The 25,541-nt window shown below is 64.7% G+C and carries 26 protein-coding genes and 1 tRNA gene; 12 read left to right on the top strand and 15 right to left on the bottom strand.

Annotation, left to right across the window (positions count from 1 at the left end; translation table 11 throughout):
• Positions 1-332: 332 nt before the first annotated feature.
• On the bottom strand, positions 333-1,829 hold the full coding sequence (locus QZY48_RS23790; protein WP_295435742.1) for a VWA domain-containing protein: 1,497 nt from the start codon (positions 1,827-1,829) through the stop codon (positions 333-335).
• Between the two features lie 382 nt (positions 1,830-2,211).
• Between QZY48_RS23790 and QZY48_RS23785 the strand changes: the two genes are divergently transcribed.
• From QZY48_RS23785 to QZY48_RS23775, 3 genes are read left to right on the top strand one after another with little or no spacing between them, the layout of a single operon-like run.
• On the top strand, positions 2,212-3,243 hold the full coding sequence (locus tag QZY48_RS23785) for an SPFH domain-containing protein (protein ID WP_295435740.1): 1,032 nt from the start codon (positions 2,212-2,214) through the stop codon (positions 3,241-3,243).
• A 12-nt stretch (positions 3,244-3,255) separates the two neighbouring features.
• Positions 3,256-4,227 carry an SPFH domain-containing protein gene (locus tag QZY48_RS23780; RefSeq protein ID WP_295435738.1) on the top strand — a complete coding sequence of 324 codons (972 nt, stop codon included), beginning with the start codon at positions 3,256-3,258 and terminating at the stop codon, positions 4,225-4,227.
• Between the two features lie 5 nt (positions 4,228-4,232).
• Positions 4,233-4,562: an SET domain-containing protein gene (locus QZY48_RS23775; RefSeq protein WP_295435737.1), complete on the top strand. Its 330-nt coding sequence runs from the start codon at positions 4,233-4,235 to the stop codon at positions 4,560-4,562.
• 79 nt (positions 4,563-4,641) lie between these two features.
• On the opposite strand, the gene QZY48_RS23770 is transcribed toward QZY48_RS23775, so the two are convergent.
• From QZY48_RS23770 to QZY48_RS23760, 3 genes are all read right to left on the bottom strand, one after another.
• Complete coding sequence (locus QZY48_RS23770) at positions 4,642-5,265, bottom strand: hypothetical protein (protein ID WP_295435735.1); 624 nt, start codon at positions 5,263-5,265, stop codon at positions 4,642-4,644.
• 168 nt (positions 5,266-5,433) lie between these two features.
• The gene (locus QZY48_RS23765; RefSeq protein ID WP_295435733.1) at positions 5,434-7,155 is read right to left on the bottom strand and encodes a M6 family metalloprotease domain-containing protein; all 1,722 of its coding nucleotides are present in this window, start codon (positions 7,153-7,155) and stop codon (positions 5,434-5,436) included.
• 72 nt (positions 7,156-7,227) lie between these two features.
• Positions 7,228-7,407, bottom strand: coding sequence for a hypothetical protein (locus tag QZY48_RS23760; RefSeq protein WP_295435731.1), 180 nt, complete (start codon positions 7,405-7,407; stop codon positions 7,228-7,230).
• A 114-nt stretch (positions 7,408-7,521) separates the two neighbouring features.
• Here QZY48_RS23760 and QZY48_RS23755 point away from each other — a divergent pair.
• From QZY48_RS23755 to QZY48_RS23730, 6 genes are all read left to right on the top strand, one after another.
• Positions 7,522-7,596 (top strand) — tRNA-Val (locus QZY48_RS23755).
• A 163-nt stretch (positions 7,597-7,759) separates the two neighbouring features.
• Entirely contained in the window at positions 7,760-8,014 is a 255-nt protein-coding gene (locus QZY48_RS23750; RefSeq protein WP_295435729.1) for a hypothetical protein, read from the top strand.
• Positions 8,015-8,120: 106 nt separating this feature from the next.
• Positions 8,121-8,327 carry a hypothetical protein gene (locus tag QZY48_RS23745; protein WP_295435727.1) on the top strand — a complete coding sequence of 69 codons (207 nt, stop codon included), beginning with the start codon at positions 8,121-8,123 and terminating at the stop codon, positions 8,325-8,327.
• 615 nt (positions 8,328-8,942) lie between these two features.
• On the top strand, positions 8,943-10,304 hold the full coding sequence (locus QZY48_RS23740) for a sigma-54 dependent transcriptional regulator (protein ID WP_295435726.1): 1,362 nt from the start codon (positions 8,943-8,945) through the stop codon (positions 10,302-10,304).
• A gap of 225 nt (positions 10,305-10,529) precedes the next feature.
• Entirely contained in the window at positions 10,530-11,051 is a 522-nt protein-coding gene (locus tag QZY48_RS23735; RefSeq protein WP_295435724.1) for a hypothetical protein, read from the top strand.
• A 98-nt stretch (positions 11,052-11,149) separates the two neighbouring features.
• The gene (locus QZY48_RS23730; protein ID WP_295435723.1) at positions 11,150-12,703 is read left to right on the top strand and encodes a diguanylate cyclase; all 1,554 of its coding nucleotides are present in this window, start codon (positions 11,150-11,152) and stop codon (positions 12,701-12,703) included.
• Between the two features lie 7 nt (positions 12,704-12,710).
• On the opposite strand, the gene QZY48_RS23725 is transcribed toward QZY48_RS23730, so the two are convergent.
• The 7 genes from QZY48_RS23725 to QZY48_RS23695 all read right to left on the bottom strand — a co-directional run bounded on the left by QZY48_RS23725 (position 12,711) and on the right by QZY48_RS23695 (position 19,637).
• Positions 12,711-14,381: a phospholipase D-like domain-containing protein gene (locus tag QZY48_RS23725; RefSeq protein WP_295435721.1), complete on the bottom strand. Its 1,671-nt coding sequence runs from the start codon at positions 14,379-14,381 to the stop codon at positions 12,711-12,713.
• Between the two features lie 150 nt (positions 14,382-14,531).
• A complete protein-coding gene (locus tag QZY48_RS23720) occupies positions 14,532-14,756 on the bottom strand; it encodes a DUF29 domain-containing protein (protein WP_295435719.1) in 225 nt (74 codons plus the stop codon).
• 142 nt (positions 14,757-14,898) lie between these two features.
• A complete protein-coding gene (locus tag QZY48_RS23715; protein WP_295435718.1) occupies positions 14,899-17,637 on the bottom strand; it encodes a DUF1156 domain-containing protein in 2,739 nt (912 codons plus the stop codon).
• Positions 17,634-18,041, bottom strand: a complete 408-nt coding sequence (locus tag QZY48_RS23710) for a type II toxin-antitoxin system VapC family toxin (protein WP_295435744.1) — start codon at positions 18,039-18,041, stop codon at positions 17,634-17,636. Before QZY48_RS23710 ends, QZY48_RS23715 begins: the two co-directional genes overlap by 4 nt.
• The gene (locus QZY48_RS23705) at positions 18,041-18,277 is read right to left on the bottom strand and encodes a hypothetical protein (RefSeq protein WP_295435717.1); all 237 of its coding nucleotides are present in this window, start codon (positions 18,275-18,277) and stop codon (positions 18,041-18,043) included. Before QZY48_RS23705 ends, QZY48_RS23710 begins: the two co-directional genes overlap by 1 nt.
• 139 nt (positions 18,278-18,416) lie before the next feature.
• Positions 18,417-19,004 carry an anti-phage-associated DUF3780 domain-containing protein gene (locus QZY48_RS23700; protein WP_295435716.1) on the bottom strand — a complete coding sequence of 196 codons (588 nt, stop codon included), beginning with the start codon at positions 19,002-19,004 and terminating at the stop codon, positions 18,417-18,419.
• A 252-nt stretch (positions 19,005-19,256) separates the two neighbouring features.
• Positions 19,257-19,637, bottom strand: a complete 381-nt coding sequence (locus QZY48_RS23695) for a GxxExxY protein (protein ID WP_295435715.1) — start codon at positions 19,635-19,637, stop codon at positions 19,257-19,259.
• A gap of 319 nt (positions 19,638-19,956) precedes the next feature.
• On the opposite strand from QZY48_RS23695, the gene QZY48_RS23690 reads away from it, so the two are divergent.
• The 3 genes from QZY48_RS23690 (at position 19,957) to QZY48_RS23680 (ending at position 21,652) form a co-directional block, all read left to right on the top strand.
• On the top strand, positions 19,957-20,220 hold the full coding sequence (locus tag QZY48_RS23690) for a DUF433 domain-containing protein (RefSeq protein ID WP_295435714.1): 264 nt from the start codon (positions 19,957-19,959) through the stop codon (positions 20,218-20,220).
• A gap of 230 nt (positions 20,221-20,450) precedes the next feature.
• Entirely contained in the window at positions 20,451-20,819 is a 369-nt protein-coding gene (locus tag QZY48_RS23685; RefSeq protein WP_295435712.1) for a hypothetical protein, read from the top strand.
• A gap of 86 nt (positions 20,820-20,905) precedes the next feature.
• The gene (locus QZY48_RS23680) at positions 20,906-21,652 is read left to right on the top strand and encodes a hypothetical protein (RefSeq protein ID WP_295435710.1); all 747 of its coding nucleotides are present in this window, start codon (positions 20,906-20,908) and stop codon (positions 21,650-21,652) included.
• Positions 21,653-21,785: 133 nt separating this feature from the next.
• Here the strand turns inward: QZY48_RS23680 and QZY48_RS23675 are convergent, their stop codons facing one another.
• From QZY48_RS23675 to QZY48_RS23665, 4 genes are all read right to left on the bottom strand, one after another.
• On the bottom strand, positions 21,786-22,295 hold the full coding sequence (locus QZY48_RS23675; RefSeq protein ID WP_295435708.1) for a transporter suffix domain-containing protein: 510 nt from the start codon (positions 22,293-22,295) through the stop codon (positions 21,786-21,788).
• Positions 22,288-23,310, bottom strand: a complete 1,023-nt coding sequence (locus QZY48_RS23670; protein WP_295435706.1) for an arginase family protein — start codon at positions 23,308-23,310, stop codon at positions 22,288-22,290. The genes QZY48_RS23675 and QZY48_RS23670 overlap by 8 nt, the downstream gene beginning before the upstream one ends.
• Before the next feature lie 444 nt (positions 23,311-23,754).
• The gene (locus QZY48_RS34990; RefSeq protein ID WP_366929764.1) at positions 23,755-24,075 is read right to left on the bottom strand and encodes a sodium-independent anion transporter; all 321 of its coding nucleotides are present in this window, start codon (positions 24,073-24,075) and stop codon (positions 23,755-23,757) included.
• Complete coding sequence (locus QZY48_RS23665) at positions 24,006-25,109, bottom strand: SulP family inorganic anion transporter (RefSeq protein WP_295435704.1); 1,104 nt, start codon at positions 25,107-25,109, stop codon at positions 24,006-24,008. Before QZY48_RS23665 ends, QZY48_RS34990 begins: the two co-directional genes overlap by 70 nt.
• Between the last annotated feature and the right edge of the window lie 432 nt (positions 25,110-25,541).

Genomic DNA, 25,541 nt, shown 5'->3' with positions numbered 1-25,541 from the left:
GCGCGTCCGGTCTTGGCACTGGACGCGCAGCGCCCGCACTTGCCCCCACGCAGGAGCGTGGGAGCCAGAAAGCCTGGGAGCCGGAAGGGCGATGGGTTTCGCTGTGCTCTACCCATCCTGCGGGAGTCTCTGCGCGTGGGAACGCGCGGCGCTGGGGTGCTGGTTGGGTTGGTCGGGGCGGGCCCGCAGTAAAATTGTATCATCAACTGTCTTGCCAAGCACCTTCCGCCCGGCTGAGATGGGGGCTATATCCAATCTGGGATGGTTGAATGTCCTATCCTTTTTTTCCTTGGCCGGTCCGGGCGACGCGTCTGCGACCACCGCCGGGCGGGCTAGAAATCTGCGCGCCGCTCGACCGTCCTGCCCGCCTCGACGACGACCCCCGGGAAGTCGATGACCGGATCGCCGGGGTCGTCCAGATTACGGATGCGAAGGTCATAGGTGCCGGGCGGGAGCCCGATGCGTTCGCCCGCATCTGCGATCGAGTCGGCGCCGATGCGCTGCGCCTCGGCACCCGCGGCACCGGGGATTGAGATCTCGAACCGGGCCTTGACCGGCAGTCCGCCCTTGCGGGCGATGACCCTGAGGGTGCCGCCCGCAAATTCGCCGGTCTGCTGCACGCTCTTTCCGGCCTCGATCGGGATGTCCGTGAATCGGCGCACCGGCTGGCCGAGGTCCTCCTGGTTCTGGATCACCAGGTCGTAGGTCCCGGGCAGGAGCTCGATGGTCGCGCCCTCGATCCCGATCGGACCGCTGGCCACCGGTTCGTCCGTCCCAGCGGTCGTCTCACCGGCCCGCAAGACCTGGTACCAGGCATTGAAGGGCCGGCGGTTGCGCAGGGCCTTGACCATGAGGTCACCGCCGGAGAAGTCGGCAACCTGCTCGATGGTCTCGCCGGCCGCGACCCGCAGTCCCGTGAAGGTCAGGGCCGGGGTCGCGGTATCCTCCCGTTCCCTGACCACCAGGTCATAGGTCCCGGGCACGAGCCTGATGACCTCGCCCTGATCGGCGATCGGATGCGACGCCAGTGGCGGCTGCCCCGGGCCGCGCGGGGTCTCCCCCGCATAGAGGTCGTACCAGGCCCCGAGCGGTTGGCCATCGCGCAGCGCCTTGACGGTGAGCCGGCCGACGGCCTCGGCGGCGGGCGCGACGGCCTTCCTGATGGCGCCCGCAAGGTCCGCGGCGTTCTTGGCGGGGAAGTAGGCCCCGCCGCCGGCCGCCGCGATGCATTCGAGCCGGGTGCGCTCCTTCGCCGCGACACCGAAACCGACGACCTGCATCGTGAACCGGATGCCCGAGGCCTTCAGTTCCTTGACCAGGGCACAGGGGTCGCCGCCGCAGCGCTCTGCACTGTCGCTCACCAGGACGATCGTGGTTTCACCGGCGCGCTCGCGCAGCCCCTCGGCGGCCGCCCGCACGGCCCCCGCAAGCGGCGCCTTGCCCCTTGGGGTTAGGTTCGAGAGCTTTTCAGTCAACGCTTTGCGGTCGAGCGGACCCAGGGGTACCAGTTGCTCCAAGTCGCGGCAATCGTCTTTTTTCCGGTGCCCATACGCCAGCAGTCCGACCTCGATCCCGGCCGGGAGGTCTGCGATGAGGTCGCTGAGCACCGTCCTGGCGATCTCCATCCGGGGCTTGCCCTGGGCCTTCGTGGCCATGCTCGCGGAGGCGTCGAGGATGAAGACCAGGCGGCCTGCATCGCCGGCCGCAGCCCAGGACGGACGGGGCATCAGGACCGGGGCCAGTAGCGACAGGGCGAGGGCGAGGGCGAGGGCGATGCCGATGACGGCGGCGAGTGCAGGCCGCCGCCGGATCGAGGGACGCAAGGACATGAATCGGGTCTCCACGGCTGGGGGATCGGCTATTGTATCCGGCCCCAGCGCGCCCCGGGTGTGCGAACCAAGCATCCTTTGAACGCCATGCACCGGTGGCGGTCTCCGAACGGCAGGGTGGCGGGGCGCCAGGGTCGGCGCCGGCCAGGGATGGCGGCGCGGTGTTCGGTCCGCGCAGCGGACCCGACGGGCACGGAGCCAGCCCGTAGGGTCCGCCGTGCGGACCAAAGGTCGCCCACCCGCACCAGGATTTGTCGATCCCTGTCGACCGGCGCTCCCCGGATGGCCGTCTTGGTGCTATGGTTAGTGCGCCACCCCCAGGTGCCCGGGCGCGGGCCTTAAGTCCCGCCCGGGCGTTGCACCAACGCGATTGGAGTGCCCCATGTTGCTCACCGCCTTCCTGTCCGGCCTTGCCCTCTATTCGATCTATCGGGTCGTGATCCGCGCCTTCTACACCGTCAAGCCCAATGAACGGGCGGTGCTGACCTCCTTCGGGCGCGCCCAGCGCTTCGGCGACCAGCGGGTGGAGGACCCGCGCATGACCGAGGAGGAGCGGGCGCGCTACCGCTTCCCGCGGCTGCAGGTCATCGGCCCCGGCGGACCCTACTTCAAGTGGCCCTGGCAGGAGGTCCACAAGGTCGATGTGGCCACCCAGGCGCTCGACCTGACCTGGGACCCGACCAAGCGCCAGGACACGATCGAGGCCGTGACGAAGGACAACCTGACCACCGGGGTCAACGGCCAGGTCCGCTTTCGGGTGGCGGAGGACAACCTCTACCCCTTCGTCTTCGGGGTCGCGGACCCGCTCCAGCACGTCATGGGCTATTTCATCTCGGTGCTGCGCGAGCGCATCGCCAACTTTTCGGACCCCAAGGGCCAGGGGCTGCTCTCGCTGGCCCCGGCCGACGCCCAGACGGCGCCCGCGCCGGCCTCCGAGGCCTTGGGCGACGGCGCCGGACCGGACCTCTCGGAGGGGGTCTCCATCAATGACCTGCGCAAGAACCTGCCGCTGTTGAACGCCTTCATGGAGCAGCAGTGCCTGACCACCGGCAGCCGCTACGGGATCGAGTTGGAGGCGGCCCTGATCACCCAGATCGACCCGCCGCTGGAGGTGGACCGGGCCCTGTCCGCCATCAACAGCACCCGCAACCAGGTCGCCGCGGACATCAGCACGGCGCGCGCCGATGCCGAACAGCAGATCACCATGAGTAAGCGGGCGGTCGACATCGCCACCAATACCGCGCAGGCGGAGGTGGCGCCGCTCAAGGAACTGGCGCAGACGCTGGTCGGCATCAAGGGGGAGGGGGGCAGCGCGGCGCTCGCCGCCTATGTGCGCAACATGCGCATCCCGCTGCTCAAGCGCGCCCGGCGCATCGTGCAGACCACCGGCAACCTGACGCCCAACCGGACCTGAAGGAGACCCGCCATGCCCATCGACGAAACCATCGCCCCCGTCATCGCCCTCATCATGGGCCTGATCTTCATCCCGCTGGTGCTCGCGGCGACCAGCCGGCTCGGGCTCTACACCATCGTCAAGGAGCGCGAGGCCCAGGTCTACACCCTGTTCGGGCGGGTGCTCGGCGTCCTGGACGAGGCCGGGCTGCGCTTTCCGCTCCTGCACTTCGGGTTTCCGGCGCTCTTGACGCCCTTCTTCGGCAAGCGCTATCTGGTGGACACGGCGCTGCGCCAATACTACCTGCGCGACCAGATGGTCAACTCGGAGGAGGGCACGCCCATGGGAGTGGGCATCTGGTACGAGATGCGCGTGAGTAACCCCGAGGCCTTTCTGTTTCGCAACGCCAACCCGGACGGCTCGCTCCAGGCCAATGTCGCCAGTTCCACCATCTCGACGCTCAGCAACCTGGAGATGGACAAGATGCTGGAGGACCGCCACCAGTTGAGCCGCGAGGTGCGGGCCACCGTCTCGCCCCTGTCGGAGAAGTGGGGCTATCAGCTTGGGTCGGTCTACATCCGCAAGGTCGCCTTCACGGACCGGCAGATGGTGGACAACATCACCGAGAAGGTCGTCAAGCGTCTGGTCCAGGTCACCAGCGCGATGAAGCAGGACGGCGAGAACCGCGTCGGCCTGATCCGCAGCCAGACCGCCTTCAAGGTCTCGCAGAAGATGGCCGAGGCGGCCGCCGCCCGCCCCGCGGTGGTGGGCGAGGCCCTCAACGCGATTGCCCGGCAGGACCCGGAGGTCCTGAACGCGGTGCTCGACATCCTGGAGAACGAGCAACTGATCGCCTCCGGGGCGGAGGTGGACGTGCTGCCGCGCGATTGCCCGGTGCTGCTGCAGCTCGGCGGCGGCCAGGGAGCGACGGCGCCGGCCCACCCCGCGGCGGCCGCCCTGAAGGCGGCGGCCGACCTGTCGCGGCTCGGACCCTACGGCGGCTGAGCGCGGTGCCGGTGCGACCCTTGCCGCTCGCGGCGCGGGTCCGCAAGGACCGCTCGCCGATTCACGGCAACGGCTGTTTCGCCCGGGTCCCCTTCGCGACCGGGGAGCGTATCGGCACCTTCGAGGGGCCCGCGGTCACGGCCGACGGGCCCCATGTCCTGTGGGTCTATGATGCCGCGGGCGGGGTGCTCTGCGCGCGCCGCGGGGACAATCTGCTGCGCTGGCTCAACCATAGCGCGGACCCCAATGCCGAATTCGACGGCTTCGACCTCTACGCCCGCCGCCCGATCGCGGTCGGGGAGGAACTCAGCATCGACTACGGCGGGGCCGCCTGACACTGCCAACCCGCACGACCGCGCGGGGTGCGATCGATACTGATGTGGCCGAGCAGGCTTCAGCGAGCAGGAAAGTCGCTCAGCCGGGCGCGGTCCGGCCCCGCGCCGCCCTGCGGCCCCGCATCCCGAGGCCCACCAGGCCAGGCACGAGCAGGGTCAGGGTCGTCGGCAGCGGGACCTCGTATTGCAACCGATCGAGACTGTAGTCCCCAGTATCCACGCTCGACACCCTGATAGAACTGATCCCGCGAGTCGCGAGGCTGTAGGACAAGGTCTGAAAACCGGGAAACGCAATCTCCGTGGTGTCGATGGTCGCCAACAGGCCGCCGGGCCCGAAGACCTCCATATAGGCACTGTCACCCGAACTGGCCTCGTCGTTATTGACGACATCGATGGATACGAAGGCGACGAGTTCGGTAAATACGGCCTGGAACACGTGGAGATCGTCCCAGTAGGGCTCAACCTCGAAGCCGACATCGAAGCCGAACACCTTGGTCCCAGTCGAGGCATAGTCGGCGTCCTCGTAGTCGAAGGCGTACACCGCGCGCCCCGATTCCAATTGCAGGGTCACACCCGGGTCCGCCGTGCTGATATCCTGTCCATGCGCGAAATTGTCAGGCTCGACGGTCATCATGCCGCCAAAGGCGTCGGTCCCGACCATCGCTGCCAACGCCAACGCCAGCGCCAATACCGGTCTGTTCATGGCTACCACACCTTAACTGTCATCGCTATGCCCGAGTCACCCTTCGGCCCCCTCCAAGTGTGAGGAGGAGTAAAGGGTTACCTGCCAACCGGGCTCCCCGCGGGGCGGACCGGCATCACCCGGTACCATCCGCCCCCCTGGTTGCACCCGGCACTCACCACCGCTTGGTCACGGTTTGATCACCCGCACCCGCATGACCGGTTCCGCGTCGCTGATATCCCTGATCGTGACACCGCTCGACAATCCCTTCTCCTGGGTCTGAGCATTCCAGCGGCGACTGTTGCTCGGGGTGCTGGTGGCGTTCAGAAAGACGATGACCCTAGACCCCTTGGAACCTTTATGGTAGGCATCACTGCCCAGCGCCCAGCCGGTGTCCTTCGAGATGCAGGCCCGGCCGCCCGTCTCCAGGTGGACCCGCGGATGGCGGCCCGCGGCCCTGGAATTGCATTTGTTTTCGGCGCAATCGATGCTGTCGTCGATATGATAGACGAGGACGCCACCGGCGAAATCAGCGCCCAGCGGCCACTGTAGCCCCCGGTCGAAGCCGGAGTTCTGCCGGTTCTCGATCAGGAAATATTCGGTTTCAGTATCCTTCACCACGACCTTGTAGACCGTGTTGTCGGCCGTCGCGTCCCGATCACCCCCGGCCCTCAACTCGGCCCGCTCGCGCGCTACCATCGGATTGACCCAGCCGAGCATCAGTTTGGACCAGGCATCCAATGACACCGGGGTCGTCCCGGGGTACTCTTCGGGCGTCACCCGGTAACCATCGGACCCCGAGGCCATCAGACTCCAGGCCCCGATACCGCGATTGGGAGAGTCATCCGGACAGGTGGTGGACGCATTGACTTCATAGAGATCGGGCAGGGCGAACACCGAATGCCCCAACTCGTGGAGCGGGGTCCCGATCGGGAGCTGGTAGGGCGTGGTTTTCTCCTGACCTTGCTCGCCGAACATTCCATAACCGGAGGTGACCTGCATGGGCCCCAGTCCGGGCCTTGTCGCCCCGACACCGAGTAGCTTGCCGCCCAACCGCAACTCACCCTCAGCCACGGTATCACCCGCATGGGCAAAGATCGACGGCGTCGCCGTCGTCGCGGGTGCCGAGGCCTCAAAGCCGGCAACGACTACCAACACCGCCAGTTCGTCGGCGGTCACCGAACCGTCATTGTCGTAGTCGTACTGCGCCCAGTTGATATAGGGAGTGGCCGCCATCATCGCCGCCCTGGCCACCAGACGGTTATATTTGCTCAGACTGTCGTCGCCGTGCGTATTGGGATGACTGCCGGTCTGGTCGGACATCGTATGATCGATCTCCAACTGACGCAGCCTGCTACTGATGTTGACCCAGCCGATGACGCCGTTGTCGGCCGCGGGCCCGATACGGGTGTCCGGGTCCGGCAGCAGCGAATCGTCCTCGGGTGCCGCTTGGAACGCGATCCGTCCGAACGACATCTTGGAGTAATAGTCGGCGATCCGCTCGATATAGCCTGAGGCCCAGGCCGTCTGTGCGGTGGCCCCCTTCCGATCGTTGAACTCGGCGAGAATCAACAGCAGCTTGCGGGTGGCGACGGCATCGGCTGCAACCGGGAGCGCGCCGGGCACCGCGGCGGCGGCGGCGACCAGGCTGCGGGCTGGCGAGACCGGTCGCGTGGTTGTCGCATGCAGGTGCGGCAGGATTCCGGACGGCGGGGGCTCGGTCGCATCGACGCCGCTCAGCACCGGCCGCTCGACCGGGAACGGCTCGGCACCGCGGCCGTCCGCAACGAGCGACCGCTCAAAGCCGGTGACGTACTGCCAGACGCCCTGCGCATCCCGGGCGATGGTGTAACCGGCCTCGGTCTCGACCCAGTTGTTCCATCGCTTGCGCACCCCCGCTGCCCCGCGCATGGCAAGGCGCCGGGGGGCGGACGCCCCCGGCGTGCGGCCAAGTCGGCCGTGATCGTAATCGCAATCCTAATCCTAATCCTGATCGCGATCGTGATCGTGATCATGCAATTGCACCGCGCCGGGCCGCCGGCAGAGGCGCAGCGTTGTGTGATCGCGGAACGCGACGGCCGCATGGTCGCGTTGGTGGAGGTCGACCCGGATCGCCCAGCGCGTCGGCGAGGGATAACGGTTGCTCGTCGCGGCGGCGGCCAAGAGCGGCGCTCCCGACGCTCCGCGGCACTGCTTGGAACATCGGTTCTGATCGCACCCGCCGTGCGCCCCGATTTGACGGACAAGGGCCCTGCGGCTACTATCTCGCATCTCGACGGGCGCGTAGCTCACCGGTAGAGCATCCCCTTCACACGGGGAGGGTAGGAGGTTCGATCCCTCCCGCGCCCACCAAAAAAACGTAGTAATGAGAGCCGCTTACGAGCGGCTTCTTTTTGTGTTCACGGCGGGCGTGAAACTGGCCTTGACCGCGGCGCCTGCCGGGGCCAGTCTCCCGGGCAGCGATCCGGAGCACCGTTCTCTTAGACCTATCCAAACCTACGCAAAGGAGTCCGGTGTGCCGGAGAACCAGGCGGAGGCGATTGCCGAGGCCTTCCGGGCGGCCCAGGTCGAGGCCGACCCGGTCACCAGGACCGACCTCGCCGCCCACGACACCGACCTGCGGCACGCCTTGCAGGAGACCGAACAGCGCCTCAAGGCGCAGATCGACCTGCTGCGCAGCGACCTGACGGGCAAGTTCACCCTGCTGCAATGGATGCTCGGGCTGTTGCTGGCAGGGGTCGCCTCGATCGTCATCAGGTCGTTCTTTTAGCTGTTTTTCTAGCTCTCAGAGTAACTTGACCAAGGCCGCGATCAGGGCCGCCGGCGCGATCAGCAGCACCGCCACCCACTTGATGGTGAAGGAACCGAGGTGTTCAATGTTGGAGCACAATCAATCTGTCATCCTGCAGAAACTCACCGACGGCGGCGATACCACCGTCAGTGAGACGGCCACCTGGCCAGCCGCCCTGCGCGAGGCACTGCGGATCCTCGTGTGGAACCTGTATGTGGTGATGCGTGACGAGCGTTACGAGATCACGCCCGAGGGCATTTTCGAGTTGCGCAGACTCAAGCGCCTTCGGTAGGCCAGGCGCCCTTGCGGCAACCCGTCGCGGCCTGGGGGCCGCTCCTACGCCGGTTTGCTCGATGACGCGCAGGCGCAGGTCGCTGCGGTCCAGGCGCTCACCGTGTTGGTCCAGTTTGGCGCGGATCGCGCGCGGGTGTTCGTCAGATTTTTCCGGCCCTCATCATCCCAATTGACCCGGTACCGGTTGCCGCCGGTTCTGCTATCTTTGCCCTACCGTGGCGCTCAACAACAAGGTGCCCCAGGCAGGAGCTGCCTCCATCCCCATCCTTGAACCGAGAAAGAGCAGTTCTCACACAGAGACACAAAGATCACAAAGATTTTCAACGCGATATGTAGGTCGAGAACGTCACCCGGGCGGTGATCGGCCCAACGCCTTCAATGATTTGTTTTTCTTTGTGTTCTTTGTGTCTTTGTGTGAGCAATTCCCGGATTTGGGTTGAACCCGCCCGCAGAAGGCGCGGACCCGAAACCAGCGCCTCGCAGCCCCGCCAGGCTGGAGAGCGCGGACGCACCCCAGAGCACGGCGGTCCCTTGACCGTCGACGGTGCCCGGCCCTCTGATCCCGGAGGTCAGGCCGGGCGGCAGTCCTAATCGTGATCACGGGGAGGCTCGCGTGAACGTCGCGCCCTTAGCACTGGTATCTTTCGACGCCGCGGATCACCATGCGGCGCTCGGTTCAGTCCTGACCGGGCTCGGCTATACGCCGCGGGTCCTGTCGTCCGCCCAGATCTGCACCGGCGTCATGGACGGCTGGCCGCGGGCGGTGGTCTTTCTGTTGGGCGGGCCGCGGAGCCGGCGCGAGCAGGTACTCAGCGCGCTCGATTGCGCGCGGGCGCTGCCCAGTCTGGCCCTGGTGGTCGGCGGGGATTCGGGGTGGGATCGGGACCTGCTGGCCCAGTGCGGGGACTGTGCCCAGTGGCCCTGCGGTCCCGCGGAGTTGGGTTTCCGGCTCGGCCGACTCTGTGCCCCGGCGGCGCCCGCCCCGCCGCTGGCGAGCGATCCGGAGCTGGCACGCACCCTGGAGGAACTCAATCTGGTCGGTCGCGCCCCCGCCTTCCTCGCGGCGATGGCCGACCTGCGCCGACTGGTGCGTTGCGACGCCCCGGTGCTGATCATGGGCGAGACCGGGACCGGGAAGGAGTTGGCGGCACGCGCCGTTCACTACCTGGGCGCCCGTTCCGCCGGTCCCTTCGTCCCGGTCAACTGCGGTGCACTGCCCGATCACCTGGTGGAGAACGAGCTGTTCGGCCACGAGCGGGGCGCCTATACGGACGCCAAGTCCAGTGCGCTCGGGGCGATCGGTGAGGCCGCCGGCGGTACCCTGTTTCTGGACGAGGTGGAGGCGCTCTCGCCCAAGGCCCAGTCGGCGCTGCTGCGCTTCCTCCAGGATCGGGAATACCGTCCGCTCGGGGCCCGCCAGGCGCGGCGCGCCGATACCCGGGTGGTCGCTGCCAGCAATGCGGACCTGCGGGCCCTGGGCGAGCGGCGCGAGTTCCGGTCCGATCTGTATTTTCGCCTGGATATCCTGCGGGTCACACTCCCCCCGCTGCGCACCCGCGGGGCAGACATCGAAGTCCTCGCCGCGCACTTCGCGGACCTCTACGCGCGCCAATACGGGCTGCCCCGCCGATCCCTGGAGCCGCGCTGCCTGCCGCTGCTGCGCGACTATCCGTGGCCCGGAAACGTCCGGGAGTTGGAGAACCTGGTCCATCGCGAGGTCTTGCTGGCGGACGGCCCCCGGCTGTTCCTGCGGCCTGGCGCGGGGGCCGACGCGGCGCCGGCCGAGCCCGATTCCGGGAACTTTGCCGACGCCAAGGCGCGTGCCATCGCGTCCTTCGAGCGCGCCTACCTGACGCGGTTGATGCAGGAGTCCAAGGGCAACGTCTCCCAGGCGGCGCGGCTGGCGGACAAGGAGCGTCGGGCCCTGGGCAAGCTGCTGAAGAAGTATGCTATTACACCGCCGCGAACGGACTGATCAGGCGCGCACTAGCTGGTTGTCTGCGCGCAGATACTGGTAGAGGGTGGCCCAACTGATACTGAACCTGCTTTTTCATGGCGAACGCCGCTGAAGCCGCAAGTGCCGCCAGAAGCCCGATCGCGATAGTCAGTTTATTTTTCATTCTGGGTCAGCATCGGGTGGGCACGCGCGGATGGGTTGGCGGATAATCCGAGACCTCGACAGCCTCGGACCACCAACGACATGCCCAAGCCCAAGTACCCCCACGCCCGCCTGTCCCCGGCCAAGGACGAGATCCTCGCCATCGCCATCATGCGCGAGTCCGTGGTGACGCACGACATCCGGCCCCTGCTGGATAAGCTCCTGCCGCTCGCCGCCACCCGCGAGGCGGCCATCGCCTGGGAGGGCAAAGTGATCTTCTTCTTCGACGGCTGGGACCAGGACCCGCGCGAGACCGCCGAGATCCCCGAGATCCGCGCCTACTTCCTGGACGTGACGGCCGAGTTCCCCTACTGGTTTCACTTCGTGGAGAAGGTCGGAGACACCTTCTGGCATGTGCTGCGGCTGCTGTGCCGCGGCCACCGCGAGGCGGTCCAGGGCGGGATGATCGGCTGGCGGTTCGAGGACCCGGCCGAGATCGTTCGTCAGGTTGAACTCCTGTCGCGACACATGAACCAGATGTACGACCGACTCCAGCTACCCCTGACGATGCATCAGCGCGTCTCGCAGGAGGTCGCGCAGTTGATCGAGTGCTCGTTCGAGTGAGAAGCCCAGGCGTTCAGGCCGCGCTCGACCTGCTGGGGGCCGTCGGCCGCGGGCTCCGTCCCAGAAAACTAAGGTATTTTGTTCTTGTCTTTCTGCCCTTGGCCCTGGTCATTGGTCTGGGCGCCTGGTATCTCCGACAAACGGACGATGACCTGGCCATGGTTCGTCTCCAAGCGGCGCAGGAGTTGGCCGTAGGGCTGGGCGTCAACGCGCTGACCCGCCACCTGGATACGGTCAATCGCGACCTGCGCTATGTTGCGAGCGAGGAGTCCCTGCGCGTACTACTCAACGAAGGCAGCCCAATCGCTCTGGGCCACCTGACCCTAGACTTCATTGCCTTCTCGGACGCCGCCCGATTTTATGACCAGATCCGGTGGATCGATGAAACGGGTCTGGAGCGGGTGCGCGTCGATCGCGTCGCCGGAAAGGCCGTCGTAATCCCCGCGGAGCGCCTGCAAAACAAGGGTACACGCTATTTTTTCACCGATACCATGGCGCTGAATCCCGGCCAGGTGTTCGTGTCGCCCCTCGACCTCAACATCGAGGGCGATGCCATCGAGAGGCCCTACAAACCCATGCTCAGGCTCGCCACCCCAGTGGTCGACGCGGCGGGCAAGCGGCGCGGCATCGTGATCCTCAACTACCTGGGGCGCACCATGCTCGATGAATTCGCCAGCGCCGTAGGCCGCCTGAGCGATGACATCCAACTGTTGAATGGCGACGGCTACTGGCTCATGAGCCGCGACCCGGCCGATGAATGGGGCTTCATGTTCAAACAACCGCTGACCCTGGGGAACCGCTACCCGGAGGTCTGGGCGCAGTTGCGCACGGCCGACCAGGGCCAACTACACACCAGCTCCGGCCTGTGGACCTGGCGGACCCTCTACCCCCTGAAATCCGGTGAAGTCTCCAGCACCGGGGCGGCGGAGGCGGCTGGCCCCAGCCAGGGACGGATGCATCAAGACAACTATCTGTGGAAGGCTGTCTCGCGGGTACACCCACGGCAATTGACCGCCCACGGTGCAGAGACCGCCACCCGCTACGGCATCATTGCCGCCATCCTGATCGGCATCATGGCGGTGGTCAGTTGGCTACTCGCCACATCCCTCGCCGAACGGGCCAAGGCCCGCGAGCTGCTGGAGCGATTCGCGAACACCGACGGCCTTACCGGACTGGGCAATCACCGCTTCTTTATGGATCAACTGAAGCAGCAGTGGTACCTCTTTCAGCGTCATACCGAACTGCCGGTGGGTATCCTGATGATAGACCTCGATCACTTCAAGGGCATCAACGACGGCCATGGCCACGCCGTTGGTGACATGGTCCTGCAGCATGTCAGCCGCATCCTGTGCGCGTCTCTGCGCCAGATCGATACCGCCGGACGCATTGGCGGGGAGGAATTCTGCGTCCTGCTGCGTGGCAGCGACCTGGACGGCGTCCGCGTCTTTGCTGAACGGTTCCGCCGCCAACTAGAGACCGAGCCCGTGATCGTGGGGTACTTGCAGATTACCGTCACGGCCAGTTGCGGCGGTTCGACCTTTCTGAGCACCGACACCATCCCCGCCGCGGCGATGCAGCGGGCGGATGCCGCGCTGTACCGCGCCAAGGCCGCCGGCCGCAACCGTGTGGAGCTTGCCGAGGTCTCAGTCTGACGGGCCGTCACTGCGCCTCGAACCACGAAACACAACCGGACCCTACCGGCAGTGCGCCCTGACGCTGAAGATTCGCTTCTACGGGGTTCCAGGGCAAATCCACGTTTATCAGGGTCCCGAGGGTCTGGAGATTCAGCCCCTCGCAGGCCGCGTCGGTGGCCAACAGCAGGCGCACGGTACGGTCCTTCACGGCCGCCTTGATCTCCTCGCGCTCCACGGATGCGAAGGCCTGGCCGCGGAACAGGCCGCTCTTGCCGGCGCCGGCGTAGACCGCCACGGGCTCCCCTGGCAACAGGCCGGCGAGTTGCCTGGCCATCGCAAGCGCGGTGTCGTAATACTGGCTGAAGACGATACAGCCATGCGCAAGCCAGGTCTTTCCTTCCGTGCGTTGATTGGTCAGGAAGTGCAAGACCGCATTCAGCTTGGGATCGCGGGCCTCGGGGCGCGACAGCTCGCGCACGATGGTCAGCAAGTGGTCCGCCTCCTCGGCGGTCAAGGCGCTCAATGGCTCCTCCAGCAGGGCCGCGTCCTCCTCATCCTCCAACAACTCCCGCCGCAACAGCCGTTCAGCCGTCGCCCGCCCCGAGGCAAAGCTGGAACAGATGCGTTGCAGGATCAGGGTCCGCAGCAAACCGTCAGAGGCTTGAAAGATCAGCCCGGTGGAGACGATGGCAATGCGGAACGGACAACGGGCAATGTCCTCCGCACCGCGGGTCTTGATGACATGCCCCTTGGGGTCGATCCAGACCTTCTTGGTCGAGGACCAGACCGCGCTCGGGATGCCGAGCCGATCGGCAAGCTCCACCTGCCATTGCAGGGTCAGGGTCGAGGGGCACAGGATCAGTACCGGCCCGTCGTCCAGCAGGGTCGCCACCATGGCGCACGCTGCCAGCGACAGGGTCTTGCCGACCCCGACCTCGTCGGCCAGCAGCAACCGGACCTTGCCGTAGGTCTCGCGGTGCGTAAGAAACAGGGTGACGAAGGAGCGCTGCCAGGGTTGGAGTTGCTCACCATGGCGGTAGATCGGACTCTCGGCCAAAGCGGCGGCCGGCAGGTCCTGCGGTGTCGTGTCCTCGAAACGGACCTCGACACGCTTGGCGACCCGCTCGATTTCCTCAACGATAGCATTGGGTAGCGGATAGGCATCGGCCCACAGGGCATCGAACTCCTCTTCCACCCAGGCGACGCCCTCCGCGGACCTGTCCTCCCACAGGATCTCGTAGTTGCCGGCGAAGGCACGTTTGGTCTCGTTGATGGACCCCAGAAAGCAGGTCTTGGAGCCGTCCGTCGCCTCGATGACCCCGGCCTTGCCGTGCAGAAAGACCCGCTCCTTGGGCACCACCCGGATCTCGACCCGCCCGCTGGTCAGCAGGTCATGCAGGTAGCGGTAGCGATCCGCGTGCAGCAGCGCCTCCACTTCAGGTGTCGCCCGGTTCCAGCGCTCCTTGAGCGCCGTCTCGCGCACATGCCGGGAGACCGCTACATCCGCGGCATCGAGTTCGCTGTTGCAGACGATCTGGACCTTGGCGATTCCCGCGATCTCTTCTCCGACCAGCTCGAAGATGGAACTGCGGAAATAGCCGGCGATGCGCTTGTAGGACTTGGCGTGCCGCAGCCGGTCGCGCAAAAAGGCGTGATCCAGCCGCTCGCGGCGGGAGGAGAAGCGTTGAATGCTCATAGTTCACGCCCGATCTGTCGGCTGGCCGGAGCGCAGCGAACCCCGGTATTCAACGCTTGAGTTGCGCGGAAACGATGGGTTTCGCTGCGCTCTACCCATCCTACGGGAATACCCGCACAGTTTTAGAGTATGGGGACCAGGACAGCCCGTTCAGACATCGCTACTGTCGCCGGGAAAAAATTCCGCGGACAGCGACTGCTCAAGGGTGTAGGGGCACTGGCTCGGAAAGGTCCGCCGATCGATCCCGGTCTCATCCTCGGCCTTGAGTTTCGCTTTTTCATAAGCCGTCTGGATTCTTCCCGCCACCAGCGGCTGCAAGCTGGGGCTGTCTTCGAGCAGATCAGCGATGTCCATGCGCTGCGTCAATACGGTCATGCTTCGATACTCCTGTTTCTTGAATTATTTTCACGCAAAGACGCAAAGACGCAAAGAAGAGAAATTGTTCGCAGAAAATTCTCCGCAATTCCTCGATTTCTTGGCGTCTTTGCGCCTTTGCGTGAAATAGTCGTTCGCTCGCTCAACCGATCCGCTGGTTCAGCACCAGTTCCCGCAGCACCCGAGCCGCGCTCGCCTCGTCCGGGCGCAGGGTCTTGAGCTGCTCGGCGAGGTATCCGGCCAACTCGCCGGCCAGGTCGCGCCGGGTGGCGTCGCCGTACCAGTCGGGGATGTTCAGGGTCAGGTGACGCATGACCTCATCGCTGTCGAGATTCCGCGCCAACTCCATGATGGCGTAGAGGATCGCCCGCAGTGCCGATTGGTGCAACTCGGAGCCTTCCCCCATCTCCGCCCGGCCGAGTTCGACGGCACCCTTGAGCCGCGCCTCGTTGGCCTTGCGGCTGGCCATCAGGGCATGGAAGTCGCGCACCTTGAATGCCTTGGCGAAGTTCTGATAGTTGTCCAGGGCATGGGCGCCGCGGGCCTCCAGGTCCAGCATCTTGAGATAGAAGCGCTCGGCGCCGGTCAGGCGTCCCCAGGTGGCGCGCGGGATGCCCTTGGGGACCAGGCACTGGTTCGCGGTATCCACGGCGAAGGCGATCAGGCCATCCACGAAGGTGATCTCGCCTTTGACCCGGGGACGAATCGCCTCTGCGGCCATGTCCTTGCCGTCGATGACGGCATAACGGGTCAGGACCCGCAGGGCCGCGGCATAGCCCGCCATCTGGATGTCCGCGTCCTCAAAGACGTTCTCGTCCCGATACAGACCCTTGGCCTGTTGATTGAGACCGGTAAGTGCCTCGACCTGGGCCTCCACCTCGTCCTTAAGCTCCCAGGCCAGGTCAGCGCGCGTGGTCTTGTGCTGGCCCGCTCGCTTGCGCAGTACCAGGAGCACTGTGCCCTTGACGTGACTGCCCTCGCGCAGGGCGCTGTCGGTCTCGGTCGCGACATACCAGGCGGCGGTCACGCACAAGCCGGAGGCCCAGACGACGTTGGCCATGTCGGCCCAGATGGTTCCGGATTGGTGGGTGAACATGACCACCTGAATGCCGTTCTCCGGCATGCAGTCGGCCATGCGTTTGTAGGCCGAGACCATCTGCCGACGGAATGACTCGCCCTCCCCTTGAATGGCCATCGAGCGGCGGCTGTCCCAGGTCCATTCAGCGAACTCAGGCGGCGGGTTCTTTCGTAGCCAGGCGATGAAGAAGTCGAGGATTTCCTCGTACTTTACCGCATCCCCATAAGGGGGGTCGGTAATGCAAATATCGCTTTCAGTATTGATCTGATTCGCTGCGATGGATTTAACCGAAAATCGGATACTGTCGAGCGTCGGGAATAGCTTATATTTTTGACCAAGAAAGCTGGCTGCGTACCGCGACGCGCGGCAACCATAGTTGAATAAAGCATTGATCGCCTGATTATCGAATGCGCCGACGGTCAATCCGCCGCCGCCTCCTCCTGGATGCCAACGACTCAAGCGGCAGTTATTATTTAAGAGTTGGGTCAGCCCGAAAGCTAATCCCGTCTTGCTATTCTTTGCAGCCAAACCATTTACGAGTAGTTGACGGGGATTAAAGACGTTCTGCCAGTGAGTCCACCCACGCGCCTTGATCAGATCGAGCCCCTGAAAACGTGGCGCACCTCCCACCTCGATTCGCATATCGGGTATCCAGCCTTTCGCCTGCCAATTGGCGATACGCTTAGTAACATAGGACGTAACGCTAGCTTCCCGTTCAAGGTCTTCGGGAGTCACACTGCGAAACTGGTAGTCGAAGCCCTTGCGTGTCTCTTTCGCCCGCATCCATTCAATGCAATAGAGGCGTTCCCGGAGCAGGTCATCGGGGCGAGGGATGAAATCCTGACCCTCCCATGGCCGCAGCCGGTTGCCGATGGAGCCGTCCGGCTTGGAATAGTCGCCGCGGAGGGTCGAAATCTTGGTCTTGTAGGTCACGCCTGCGACCTGATGGATCAGATAGGCTTCGTCGTACTTGCTGTCCCGGCCGACGGTGCCGGACTCGGCGGTCTTGAGCGCGCGATCGGTCACGCCGCAGCGGATCTCGATGTTGTAGCGCTTGTTGAACGCGTAAACATCACAACCGAGCCGCGCCGCCTCGAATGGGATCTGGCCTGAGCCGCAGAAGGTGTCCGCAACCCGCGGGCGATGACCGAAGCGCAGGATGCCGAGTTGCTCGACCAGTTCGGGGAAGGAGCCGGCATGGGTTCCGAGGTGGGCGTTGACCGCACCCCAGATATGCTCGTGGACGGTCTCCATGACCTCCTCGGGCCGCCGCGCCTGATCGACCCGTTCTCGATAGGTCAAATCGGGCAGCATCTGGACTTCCAACCGGCGGCGCTCCATCTCGGTCAGATCCGCGCGCCAGGCGACCTTGACACCCTTATAGGCAGGGTCCGACCAATCCACCGGTGCCGAGTTCGGGAGGGCTCCCGGCGGATCGACCGTGAAAAAGGCGTCGATCCAGTCGATGGACAACTCGGCGAGGACCTCCTTCGGCTTGGGGCGACGCTTCCAACGGACGACGAATGACTCGTCGTCCATAGCCATCAGCTTCTCGAAAATCTCCAGGTCTCGGGCCGGGTCCTCGGTGGCCGGGAGCAGGCAGCCCAGGATGCACGCCTTGTTCAGGATCAGGGGTTTGCGACCCTTCCAGTAACTCCCGAGCGCGGTCAGTGTCTTGCCATGAACCGCCATCTGCTCCTTGTACGCCTCGGCGGAGAGCTTCTGCACCGGCAAGAGGCGTTCGATCAGTGCGGGGGCATCCTTCAGGGCGAAGGGGACGATCTCCGGGGTGTCTCCAGTCACGATTGCTCCCAGTCCTCAATCCGCAGGTTGGGAACCCGACTTAGCTCGTTCGTGTTGTGGGTAACTAGAATCAGGTCTCTGGAACGTGCAATCGCCGCGATCTGCATGTCCCGCTCGCCGATCAGTTGACCGAGCGGCTGAAGGTGACTGCGAATCCGCGCGTAGTGCTCGGCTGCTTTTTGATCGAATGGAAATTGAGGCAGCGCCAGGAATCGGATTATGCGCGCATGCTCCTTTTCATATCCGCGTGCGGAGAGGTGCGCACCGACCAACAGCTCGGCCCAGACGACCGAGCAGATTGACAGAGCGTCCAAGCCCACCTGTTGAATCCTCGCAGTGATCGATTGCCGACGTCCGCGGACGATTTCGATACAGGTGTTGGTATCGAGCAAAACGCGCACCATCACGGGATCTCGACCGGTTTTGGCGGAAGATCAGGCAAGCGATCCGGAAAGTCCGGGGAACAGGCCCAAATTTCGTGTAGCCATTCGGCGGTAGCCACGTCCGGTGCGGCCGCCGACGACGGGGACAGCGGCAGTACAATGACCTCCACCTCGGTGCCTTCAGGGAAATCGGACGGAAGTTCGATATGTAGCTGTTTACCCTGGACCGGGCAGATAATGCGGTGTGCTTGTACCAACGGTAGAAACCTCATTTTTCTTGACGGCGGTTACCGCCATGGTGCCGAGCGGCAATTGTGCAGCAGACTGCTGCACAAATCTGCGGTTCTTCCCTTTGCGTCTTCGCGCCTTTGCGTGAAACCTTTCGGGTCTTCGGCGTCAGCCGGGATCGCGCGGCGCGAACAACGGCAGATCGAACAGGTCCGCCTCGATCGGGCGCAGACGCCGCCGGCCCGTCGCCGGCTTCTCGCCATCCGACAGGGCATGAAAGAGCGCCCGGCGCCAGCCGCGCCCGGTGTCCTCGGGCAGGCCGGCCTCGGCCACGGTCATGGCGAACAGCCACCAACGCTCCTCCGGCCGCAGCGCGGCCCACTTGCTGCCGATCACCGGGAGCTGGTCGCTGGTCGCCGTCTCGGCGGCCCAGGCCAGGACACAGAGCTCACGCCCGAGCAGGCGATCCACCAGATTGCGACCGGTGTGCCAACGCCCGGTCGGTACCTTCGCGACCTTGAGCCGGGCGTTGAACTCACGCCGCGCTGTATCGGCAATCGCGGACCAGACGGACCGCGCCAACAGGGCGCGCTCCTCGGCCCTGGGGGTCCCGCTCTGTTCGCCCCGATAGCCATAGTCCTCGACGATCAGGACCGGCTGGCCGCGACCGGCCGGGATCTCGACGCGAAACAGGTGGGCGCCGAAGTCTGTCGGCGCCCCGAAGTCAACCGTCTCGATAAGAGAATTCTGTTTCACGCAAAGACGCAAAGGCGCAAAGAAGACAAGAAAAGATGATTATTCATAAGGGAGCACAGGGCGTACATTTAACTTTCCGGTAATGCTTTCGTTGGCATGACGGGGCAAACATGCAGTTGCAGTCATGTCGCCAGGACAGCGAACCAAACGCAACAAGCGATGCCCGGATAATGTCCCAGAACCCTAGGATTACCAACACAACGCTTCTTCTCTTGGCGTCTTTGCGCCTTTGCGTGAAACCTTCTTAATCACTCAGGCGAGTCCGTTGACGATGCGCTCGATGCCGTCTTTCATCAACGCGCCGCCGAAATTCAATAACAACCCCAGTTTCATTCCCGACAGTCGGAGATAAGTCAGAAGCTGCTTGCGGTGGACATTCGCCAACTGCTCGATCGACTTGATTTCCACGATCACCTTACCACTGACGACCAAATCCGCGCGAAATCCCTCGTCCAAAAAGATACCGTCGTAACAGATCGCAATCGCTCTTTGACGCTCCACCTGTAAACCTCGCAGCCTAAGCTCATGAGTTAAGACTGCCTCGTACACCGATTCAAATAGGCCAGGCCCGAGCGCGCGATGCACCTTAACTGCCGCATCGACAATGATCGTCGCAATCTCGTTCTCAGTCATTTTATTTCACACAAAGGCGCAGAGACGCAAAGAGGCTAAAGTGGACCCCATGTCCAGGACAGTTTTCCCCTGAATTTAAGCTGCACTGCCGATCTCGATCGCAGCGGTTTGGCGCTGCCCCAGGTTGCGGCGGGCTCCCTCTGTCAAGAGCGTGGATACTGGGAACAGACCACGGTTTCTGCTCTACTGAAGTTTCCTACTTTTCGGATACTGGGGACACGGATACTGGGGACAGACCACGGTTTCTGCTCCAGCAAGCCGTGAGCAACTGCTCTTCCAACAAGTTGAAAGAGCTTTCTCTAAGGTCTACAGTTACTACATGAACGACTGGTCCTCTTGTCCTGCCGTCGAGCGCGACCCTGAAAAAGTCAGCGGAGCATGGGTCTTCCGAGGCACCCGTGTCCCGGTTTCGGCCCTGTTTGAAAACCTCGAAGATGGTGCGCAACTATCTGATTTCGTTAACTGGTTTCCAGGCGTTACACTTCAACAGGCGCGCGCCGTGTTGGAGCACGCGGCACAACAGATCAAAATCTCCGATATCAGCAGAATCTTGTCGGCAGAACTATTGCTATCGTTGTCCTGAGCACGACGAGTTGGCCACGAATTAGAACTTTCGCGCACCATATTGCCAATGTTCTTGCAAGTATCAAGCCGAACAGCTACATTGAAATTCTTGTGCCACGCAACTACTGACTTGCAAATAAGGTGCGAATAAGGGGCCAGTGCGGCTTGGCAAAGTCGCGTAGTCTAGTCCAAGCAACTTCTCAGAGCAAGGAATTGGCTCCCGGTCGCACGATGGGTGGAGGCAGATAGATGAAGGCATGTATCGGGGTGGAGACCTGGACGACCATGCAGGAGCGCGCCCTCGCCATCGCCCGCCGGGTGGATGCCGGCCAAGATGTCCCGAAGTCGGACTATTACCTCAACTTCAGCAGCGCGGAACACCTCGCCAGGGAGTTGACTCCGGCCCGGCTGAAGCTGCTGGACGTGCTCAAGCCACTCGGTCCGCTCAGCATCGAGGGACTCGCCAAGCAGTTGGGGCGTACCCCAGCGCTGGTACAGACGGATACCGCCAAGCTCTTGGACCTGGGGCTGGTGGAGCAGGACACGGCAGGCCGGGTCTTCGTGCCCTGGGAAGCGATCGAGATCCATGCCGGGCTGACCAGGGCCGCGGCGGCATAAGCCGGGCGAATCAGGGGCGAAACAGGTGACAGACCCCGACGTATCCCTATGAATGAGGTTCATCCGCCCGGAGATCGGCTTCCAAAATGCGCAATCTGGTGGATTTCAGTTCCTGGCAGGCGGTGATCACGACCTTGCTCGGGTTGGTCGTCGTGACCGTCCTGATGGTGGGTATCCGCCTGCTGGTGATGGAGACGGTGCAGCAGCGCCGCAATCGCGAGAACCGTCAGATCAACGAACGGCTGCGCACCTTGATCGCCGCCTACAAGACGCTGGGCGGTTCCTTCACCGGCGAACTGGCGGTCGATCCGACGCACCTGCGCGATCTCCTGGCGTTCCCTGGGGGCGCAGACACAGCGGCGGGCGAGGACCTCTCGGTCTCCGTGTCCTTTGATCGTGCGCGCCGCATCCGCGATGCCGTTGAAGGGGCGCTGTCGGACGTGATCCTGCTCGGCACCGAGCAGCAGGTGCTGCTGGCGGCGCGGGCGGCGACTGATCTGGTCGCGGGACGCCCGGTCCACACCGATGAACTGGTGGTCTCGCTGCGTGACTTCATTCGCAAGGTGCTCGACCTGGAGCCCGTGCCAACGCAGTTGGCGATCCCCAAGCAGGGGCCGACTCGCCCCGGCGGCGAAGGCGGCGGCAAGGGCAAGGGGGACACCGGCGGTGGTGACCGGGCCGGCACGAAGCAGGACGGCAAGGGTGCGGGGGCCGGCGGCGGTGGTGCCGCCGGGGGAGGAATGGGCCTGGGGATGGGTGGCGGCCTGGCGCAGGATGCGCCGGGTGATCCAGGGCGCGAGGCCGAGTCGAGTCCCTTGGAACACCGAGATTGAGTGGACCAGCCGTCGGTCGCTCCGCGCCCCGGCGTCTACTCGGCCGGTCGCCTGGTCGGCAGCGAGTTCCGGGGACAGTTTACTGATCTCTCCGCTGGCTGCAGAGACCGAACCGAGTAGGTGTCCAGGGCGCTCAGCCCCGGCCCTCCCAGATGAAGATCCGCTGGACCTTCTCCCAGAATTCCCCCCCCATGATGAACATGCTGACGATGAATATCAGGTCTGCGGTCGCGAGGATCGGGATTCGCCCGCCCTCGGGAAGCAGGCCGGGCAGGTAGCCATAGATATACAGGGGCAGTATGCTGGCGAGCGACAGTGACAGGCCCAGATAATATTGGAACTTGCCGACCCGCGTCTCAATCACCAGCCCCCACAGGGCCTGTTTGACCTTGTAGGTGAAATAGCGCAGCGCGTCCTTGCCCAGGAGTGCCACCGCGACCAGTGTCAGCAGCTCCGGGCCGCCGACCAGCAAGCCGGTCGTGAGCAGGGCGGCCCACTTGGCGGAGACGCCGAGGAAGGGGATGACGATGACGAAGACCGGCAGGATGAAGGCCAGGACGAGGGCGGCCATCCCGGCGTAGGTCCGCGGGCCGCCGGTAAACGCGGGCGCTTGGGGCGCGGCGGCGTCTTGCGCATCAACCATCGGCAGCTCCGACATGGTCTAGGGTCAGGCCGGCGGACTTGCGCCCATCCATCAGTAACCTCAGGCACCAGTTGGACACGGTGCAGATGTTCATGGCGGTGAGGCCGGCGGGCGGCTCGTATTGCGGTGTCAGCTCATTGATATCGAAGCCGATGACCTTGAGTCCCTTGCCCGTCAGGTGCTTGAACAGCTTGTTGGTGAAGTGCATATCCGGCCCCAGAGGCTCAGGCGTGTGTACGGCCGGGGCCTGCGAGGCGTCTAGGAAATCCGGGTCGAAGGTGATGTAGACCAGGTTGTCCCCCACGATCTCCAGCACCCGCTCGGCGGCCCAGGCCGGACCACGCTCGATGATGGCATCACTGTCGAGCTGGTGGAAAATATCGGCCCGGCCCAACTCCACCGTGTCGGTGCGCACGCCCAGCGTGACCGAGCGCTGCCCATCGACCCAACCCTCTTCGGTCAGCTCGTTCACCCAGGTGCCGCCCGTCGGATAGGGCAGAATCTCGGCATAGGCATCGGAGTGGGCATCGAAGTGGATCAGCGACAGTCCCTTGCCGAAGGCCTTGCCATAGGCGCGTACCACTGGCAGGGGGATGCTGTGGTCGCCGCCGCAGGCAAAGATCGAAGTCCCCGCCGCGAGTATCTCGGCCGCGATCTGCTCCGTCTGATCCAGATAGTCCCAGAGGTTGCCGGGGTGGAAGAGCGCATCGCCGTAATCCACCATCTTCAGCTCCCCCGAGAAGATAAATGGCACCTTGGCGACGTGAGACATGGACGCCTCGCGGATGGCGCGAGGCATAAAGCGCTGCCCGGTACGCCACAGGGGCGTGCCGTCCCATGGAATACCCAGGAAGGCCACCTCGACACCGGCCAGGTTTCGGCTGTAGGGCCGACGCCAGGCGGTGGTGATGCCGCCCCAGAGCGGTTGGTGGTCGATGGCGTCCAGTATGGTATTCATCGGCCCCGGATTCCAGCCGGGCCGCGGGTTCTTCGGGTCATACCTGCGGTTGCTCATGATGCCCCTCGCCAATCAAAAAAAGCGAGGACCCTATTCGAGCAGGAAGGTCCTCGGCTAGTGGAGCCAAACACCGTTCAGGCCGATAGATTACCGCCGGAAATCCCGGGAGTCCACCGGCCCAGGCGCCGACTGCCGTCGCCCGCGGTGTCGCCGCGCGCAGGAGCGCGCGGCGACAGTTGGCGATCCCCAAGCAGGGGCCGACGCGCCCCGGCGGCGGAGGCGGCGCAAAGGCAAGGGGGACACCGGCGGTGGTGACCGGGCCGGCACGAAGCAGGACGGCAAGGGTGCGGGGGCCGGGGGCGGTAGCGCCGCCGGGGGAGGAATGGGCCTGGGGCTGGGTGGCGGCCTGGCGCAGGACGCGCAGTGAGCATTCGTTGAGCCTCCATCACTTGGGGTTTCAGGCCCCGGTATTCCGGCTGATGATGTCTTTGGCGGTCATGGTTAGAGCCTGGCACGAAGGGAGCGTAGCGCCGAAAGCCATGCGCGCTTAAGGACCTGCCTGCTCGCCAAACTCCGCCCGGTAGGCCCGCAAGGCCTGACGCAGGGTCGGGAGATACAGGTCACCGAGCAGGTCCTGCGGGAGCCAAGCCGGTCCAGTTTGCGGGTGATCTCCCCGCCGCGCCCGGCGATCACCAGTTTGGCCCCGCGGCGGTGCAGTTCGTCGCGTACCTCCTGGAGGGCCTCGAGTCCAGTCACGTCCAGGCGGGCGATGGGGAGGATGTCGAGGACGAACCAGCGCAGCGCCGGCCCCGCGGTGTCCATGGCCTTGATCGCCTCACGCTGCCCGTGAGTTGGGTACGTCCGCCGGCCGCATCGCTCATGGCGGTGCGCGAATCCGCCCCGCTGACCGCAAAGCCCTGGGAGAGGGCGGAGGCGATATTGGCCGCCCCCAGGGCCGTGAATTCACGGTCCACGTCGATGTCGTAGTGGTTCTTGGCGGCGAAGCTGCGGGCGGTCAGCATGGTGCTGGTGAAGCTCATCAGGGCGATCCCGGCGGCCGCCGCCAGGACCGCGGGGATCAGGTCGAACGGCAGCATGGGGAACCCGAGGGTCGGCAGCCCCGCCGGGACCGTCCCCACCACCGCCATCCCCTGGGCCTCCAAACCGAGCAGGGCGACCGTCAGCGCGGCCGCGACGATGGCGATCAAGACCGTCGGCAGGCGCGGCAACCAGCGTGGGACCAGGACCAGGACCGCCACCGTGACCGCGGCCACGGCCAGGGTCGGCAGGTGCGTCGCCCCGAGCTTGCCGACGAATTCCAGAGCGCGCGGAATGATCCCCGGGGCGGTCAGTTCGAGGCCGAAGAGCTTGCCGATTTGCCCGAGGATGATGTGCAGGGCGATGCCGTTCAGGAAGCCGACCAGGATGGGGCGGGAAAGAAAATCCGCGAGCGCGCCCAGGCGCAGGAAGCTGGCGGCGATGCACAGACACCCCGCGATCAGGGCCAGGGCCATGGAGACCGAGAGATAGAGGGCCGGGTCGCCCCCGGCCAGGGGTGCCGCACTGGCGGCGATCAGGGCGCAGGTGGCGGCGTCCGGCCCTATCACCAACTGGCGCGAGGTGCCGAACAGGGCATAGGCCAGCAGGGGCAACATGCTGGAATAGAGCCCGATCACCGGCTCGAACCCGGCGAGTTGGGCATAGGCCACCCCCACCGGCAGGGCTACCGCCGCCACCGAAAGCCCCGCGATCAGGTCATGGGGCAGGTCCCGCGGCTGGTAGCGCGCCAGCGTCGGGACCCCTGGCGCGAAGCGCCCGATACGATCCAGCAACAATGGCTTGGGCGGGATAGTCATGGGTGGTGCGCGACCCTTATGGTGTCTGCCGTTGGCCGCATTCTTCCCCGAGACGTGAACGACCGCAAGCGGATTCGGCGGACCGGTTGCGCCCCTTCGATGACCTGACCCGATGCTTACATCAAACGGGGGATTGCTTGAGGTCGCCTTGGTAGTATCATTGATTTTTTTAGGTTTCTTTCGGATATTTGACGATAACGTATCAAGGCTTGGACGGTGGTGCCTGTGTTGACCTGTCGCGAGTCGAGGCTTGCGCACCGCTGGGGACTGAGGGTGCGACTAGAACTGATGTGTTAACGCACATGTCGTAGGGTACGCATCGCGTGCCCGCCAAGCTGCCGCGACCGCCGGAGCCGGGTACGCGACGCGTACCCTACAGCTACCGGACGTTCTCACGGACCGGGCGTCGTTGTCGTTGTCGTTGTCGTAATC

This window comes from uncultured Thiodictyon sp. (assembly GCF_903828115.1).
GTDB lineage: Bacteria > Pseudomonadota > Gammaproteobacteria > Chromatiales > Chromatiaceae > Thiodictyon.
This window is presented reverse-complemented; position numbering and strand designations above follow the sequence as displayed.

What these genes read in the sequence shown, in the direction of transcription:
- QZY48_RS23695 (WP_295435715.1), bottom strand. Translation starts at nt 19,637, where the DNA reads ATGACTGAGAACGAGATTGCGACGATCATTGTCGATGCGGCAGTTAAG.
- QZY48_RS23670 (WP_295435706.1), bottom strand. Translation starts at nt 23,310, where the DNA reads ATGAGCAACCGCAGGTATGACCCGAAGAACCCGCGGCCCGGCTGGAAT.
- QZY48_RS23785 (WP_295435740.1), top strand. Translation starts at nt 2,212, where the DNA reads ATGTTGCTCACCGCCTTCCTGTCCGGCCTTGCCCTCTATTCGATCTAT.
- QZY48_RS23685 (WP_295435712.1), top strand. Translation starts at nt 20,451, where the DNA reads ATGAAGGCATGTATCGGGGTGGAGACCTGGACGACCATGCAGGAGCGC.
- QZY48_RS23780 (WP_295435738.1), top strand. Translation starts at nt 3,256, where the DNA reads ATGCCCATCGACGAAACCATCGCCCCCGTCATCGCCCTCATCATGGGC.
- QZY48_RS23675 (WP_295435708.1), bottom strand. Translation starts at nt 22,295, where the DNA reads ATGGTTGATGCGCAAGACGCCGCCGCGCCCCAAGCGCCCGCGTTTACC.
- QZY48_RS23765 (WP_295435733.1), bottom strand. Translation starts at nt 7,155, where the DNA reads ATGCGCGGGGCAGCGGGGGTGCGCAAGCGATGGAACAACTGGGTCGAG.
- QZY48_RS23735 (WP_295435724.1), top strand. Translation starts at nt 10,530, where the DNA reads ATGCCCAAGCCCAAGTACCCCCACGCCCGCCTGTCCCCGGCCAAGGAC.
- QZY48_RS23745 (WP_295435727.1), top strand. Translation starts at nt 8,121, where the DNA reads ATGTTGGAGCACAATCAATCTGTCATCCTGCAGAAACTCACCGACGGC.
- QZY48_RS23665 (WP_295435704.1), bottom strand. Translation starts at nt 25,109, where the DNA reads ATGACTATCCCGCCCAAGCCATTGTTGCTGGATCGTATCGGGCGCTTC.
- QZY48_RS23770 (WP_295435735.1), bottom strand. Translation starts at nt 5,265, where the DNA reads ATGAACAGACCGGTATTGGCGCTGGCGTTGGCGTTGGCAGCGATGGTC.
- QZY48_RS23720 (WP_295435719.1), bottom strand. Translation starts at nt 14,756, where the DNA reads ATGACCGTATTGACGCAGCGCATGGACATCGCTGATCTGCTCGAAGAC.
- QZY48_RS34990 (WP_366929764.1), bottom strand. Translation starts at nt 24,075, where the DNA reads ATGGACACCGCGGGGCCGGCGCTGCGCTGGTTCGTCCTCGACATCCTC.
- QZY48_RS23710 (WP_295435744.1), bottom strand. Translation starts at nt 18,041, where the DNA reads ATGGTGCGCGTTTTGCTCGATACCAACACCTGTATCGAAATCGTCCGC.
- QZY48_RS23790 (WP_295435742.1), bottom strand. Translation starts at nt 1,829, where the DNA reads ATGTCCTTGCGTCCCTCGATCCGGCGGCGGCCTGCACTCGCCGCCGTC.
- QZY48_RS23725 (WP_295435721.1), bottom strand. Translation starts at nt 14,381, where the DNA reads ATGAGCATTCAACGCTTCTCCTCCCGCCGCGAGCGGCTGGATCACGCC.
- QZY48_RS23690 (WP_295435714.1), top strand. Translation starts at nt 19,957, where the DNA reads ATGAACGACTGGTCCTCTTGTCCTGCCGTCGAGCGCGACCCTGAAAAA.
- QZY48_RS23680 (WP_295435710.1), top strand. Translation starts at nt 20,906, where the DNA reads ATGCGCAATCTGGTGGATTTCAGTTCCTGGCAGGCGGTGATCACGACC.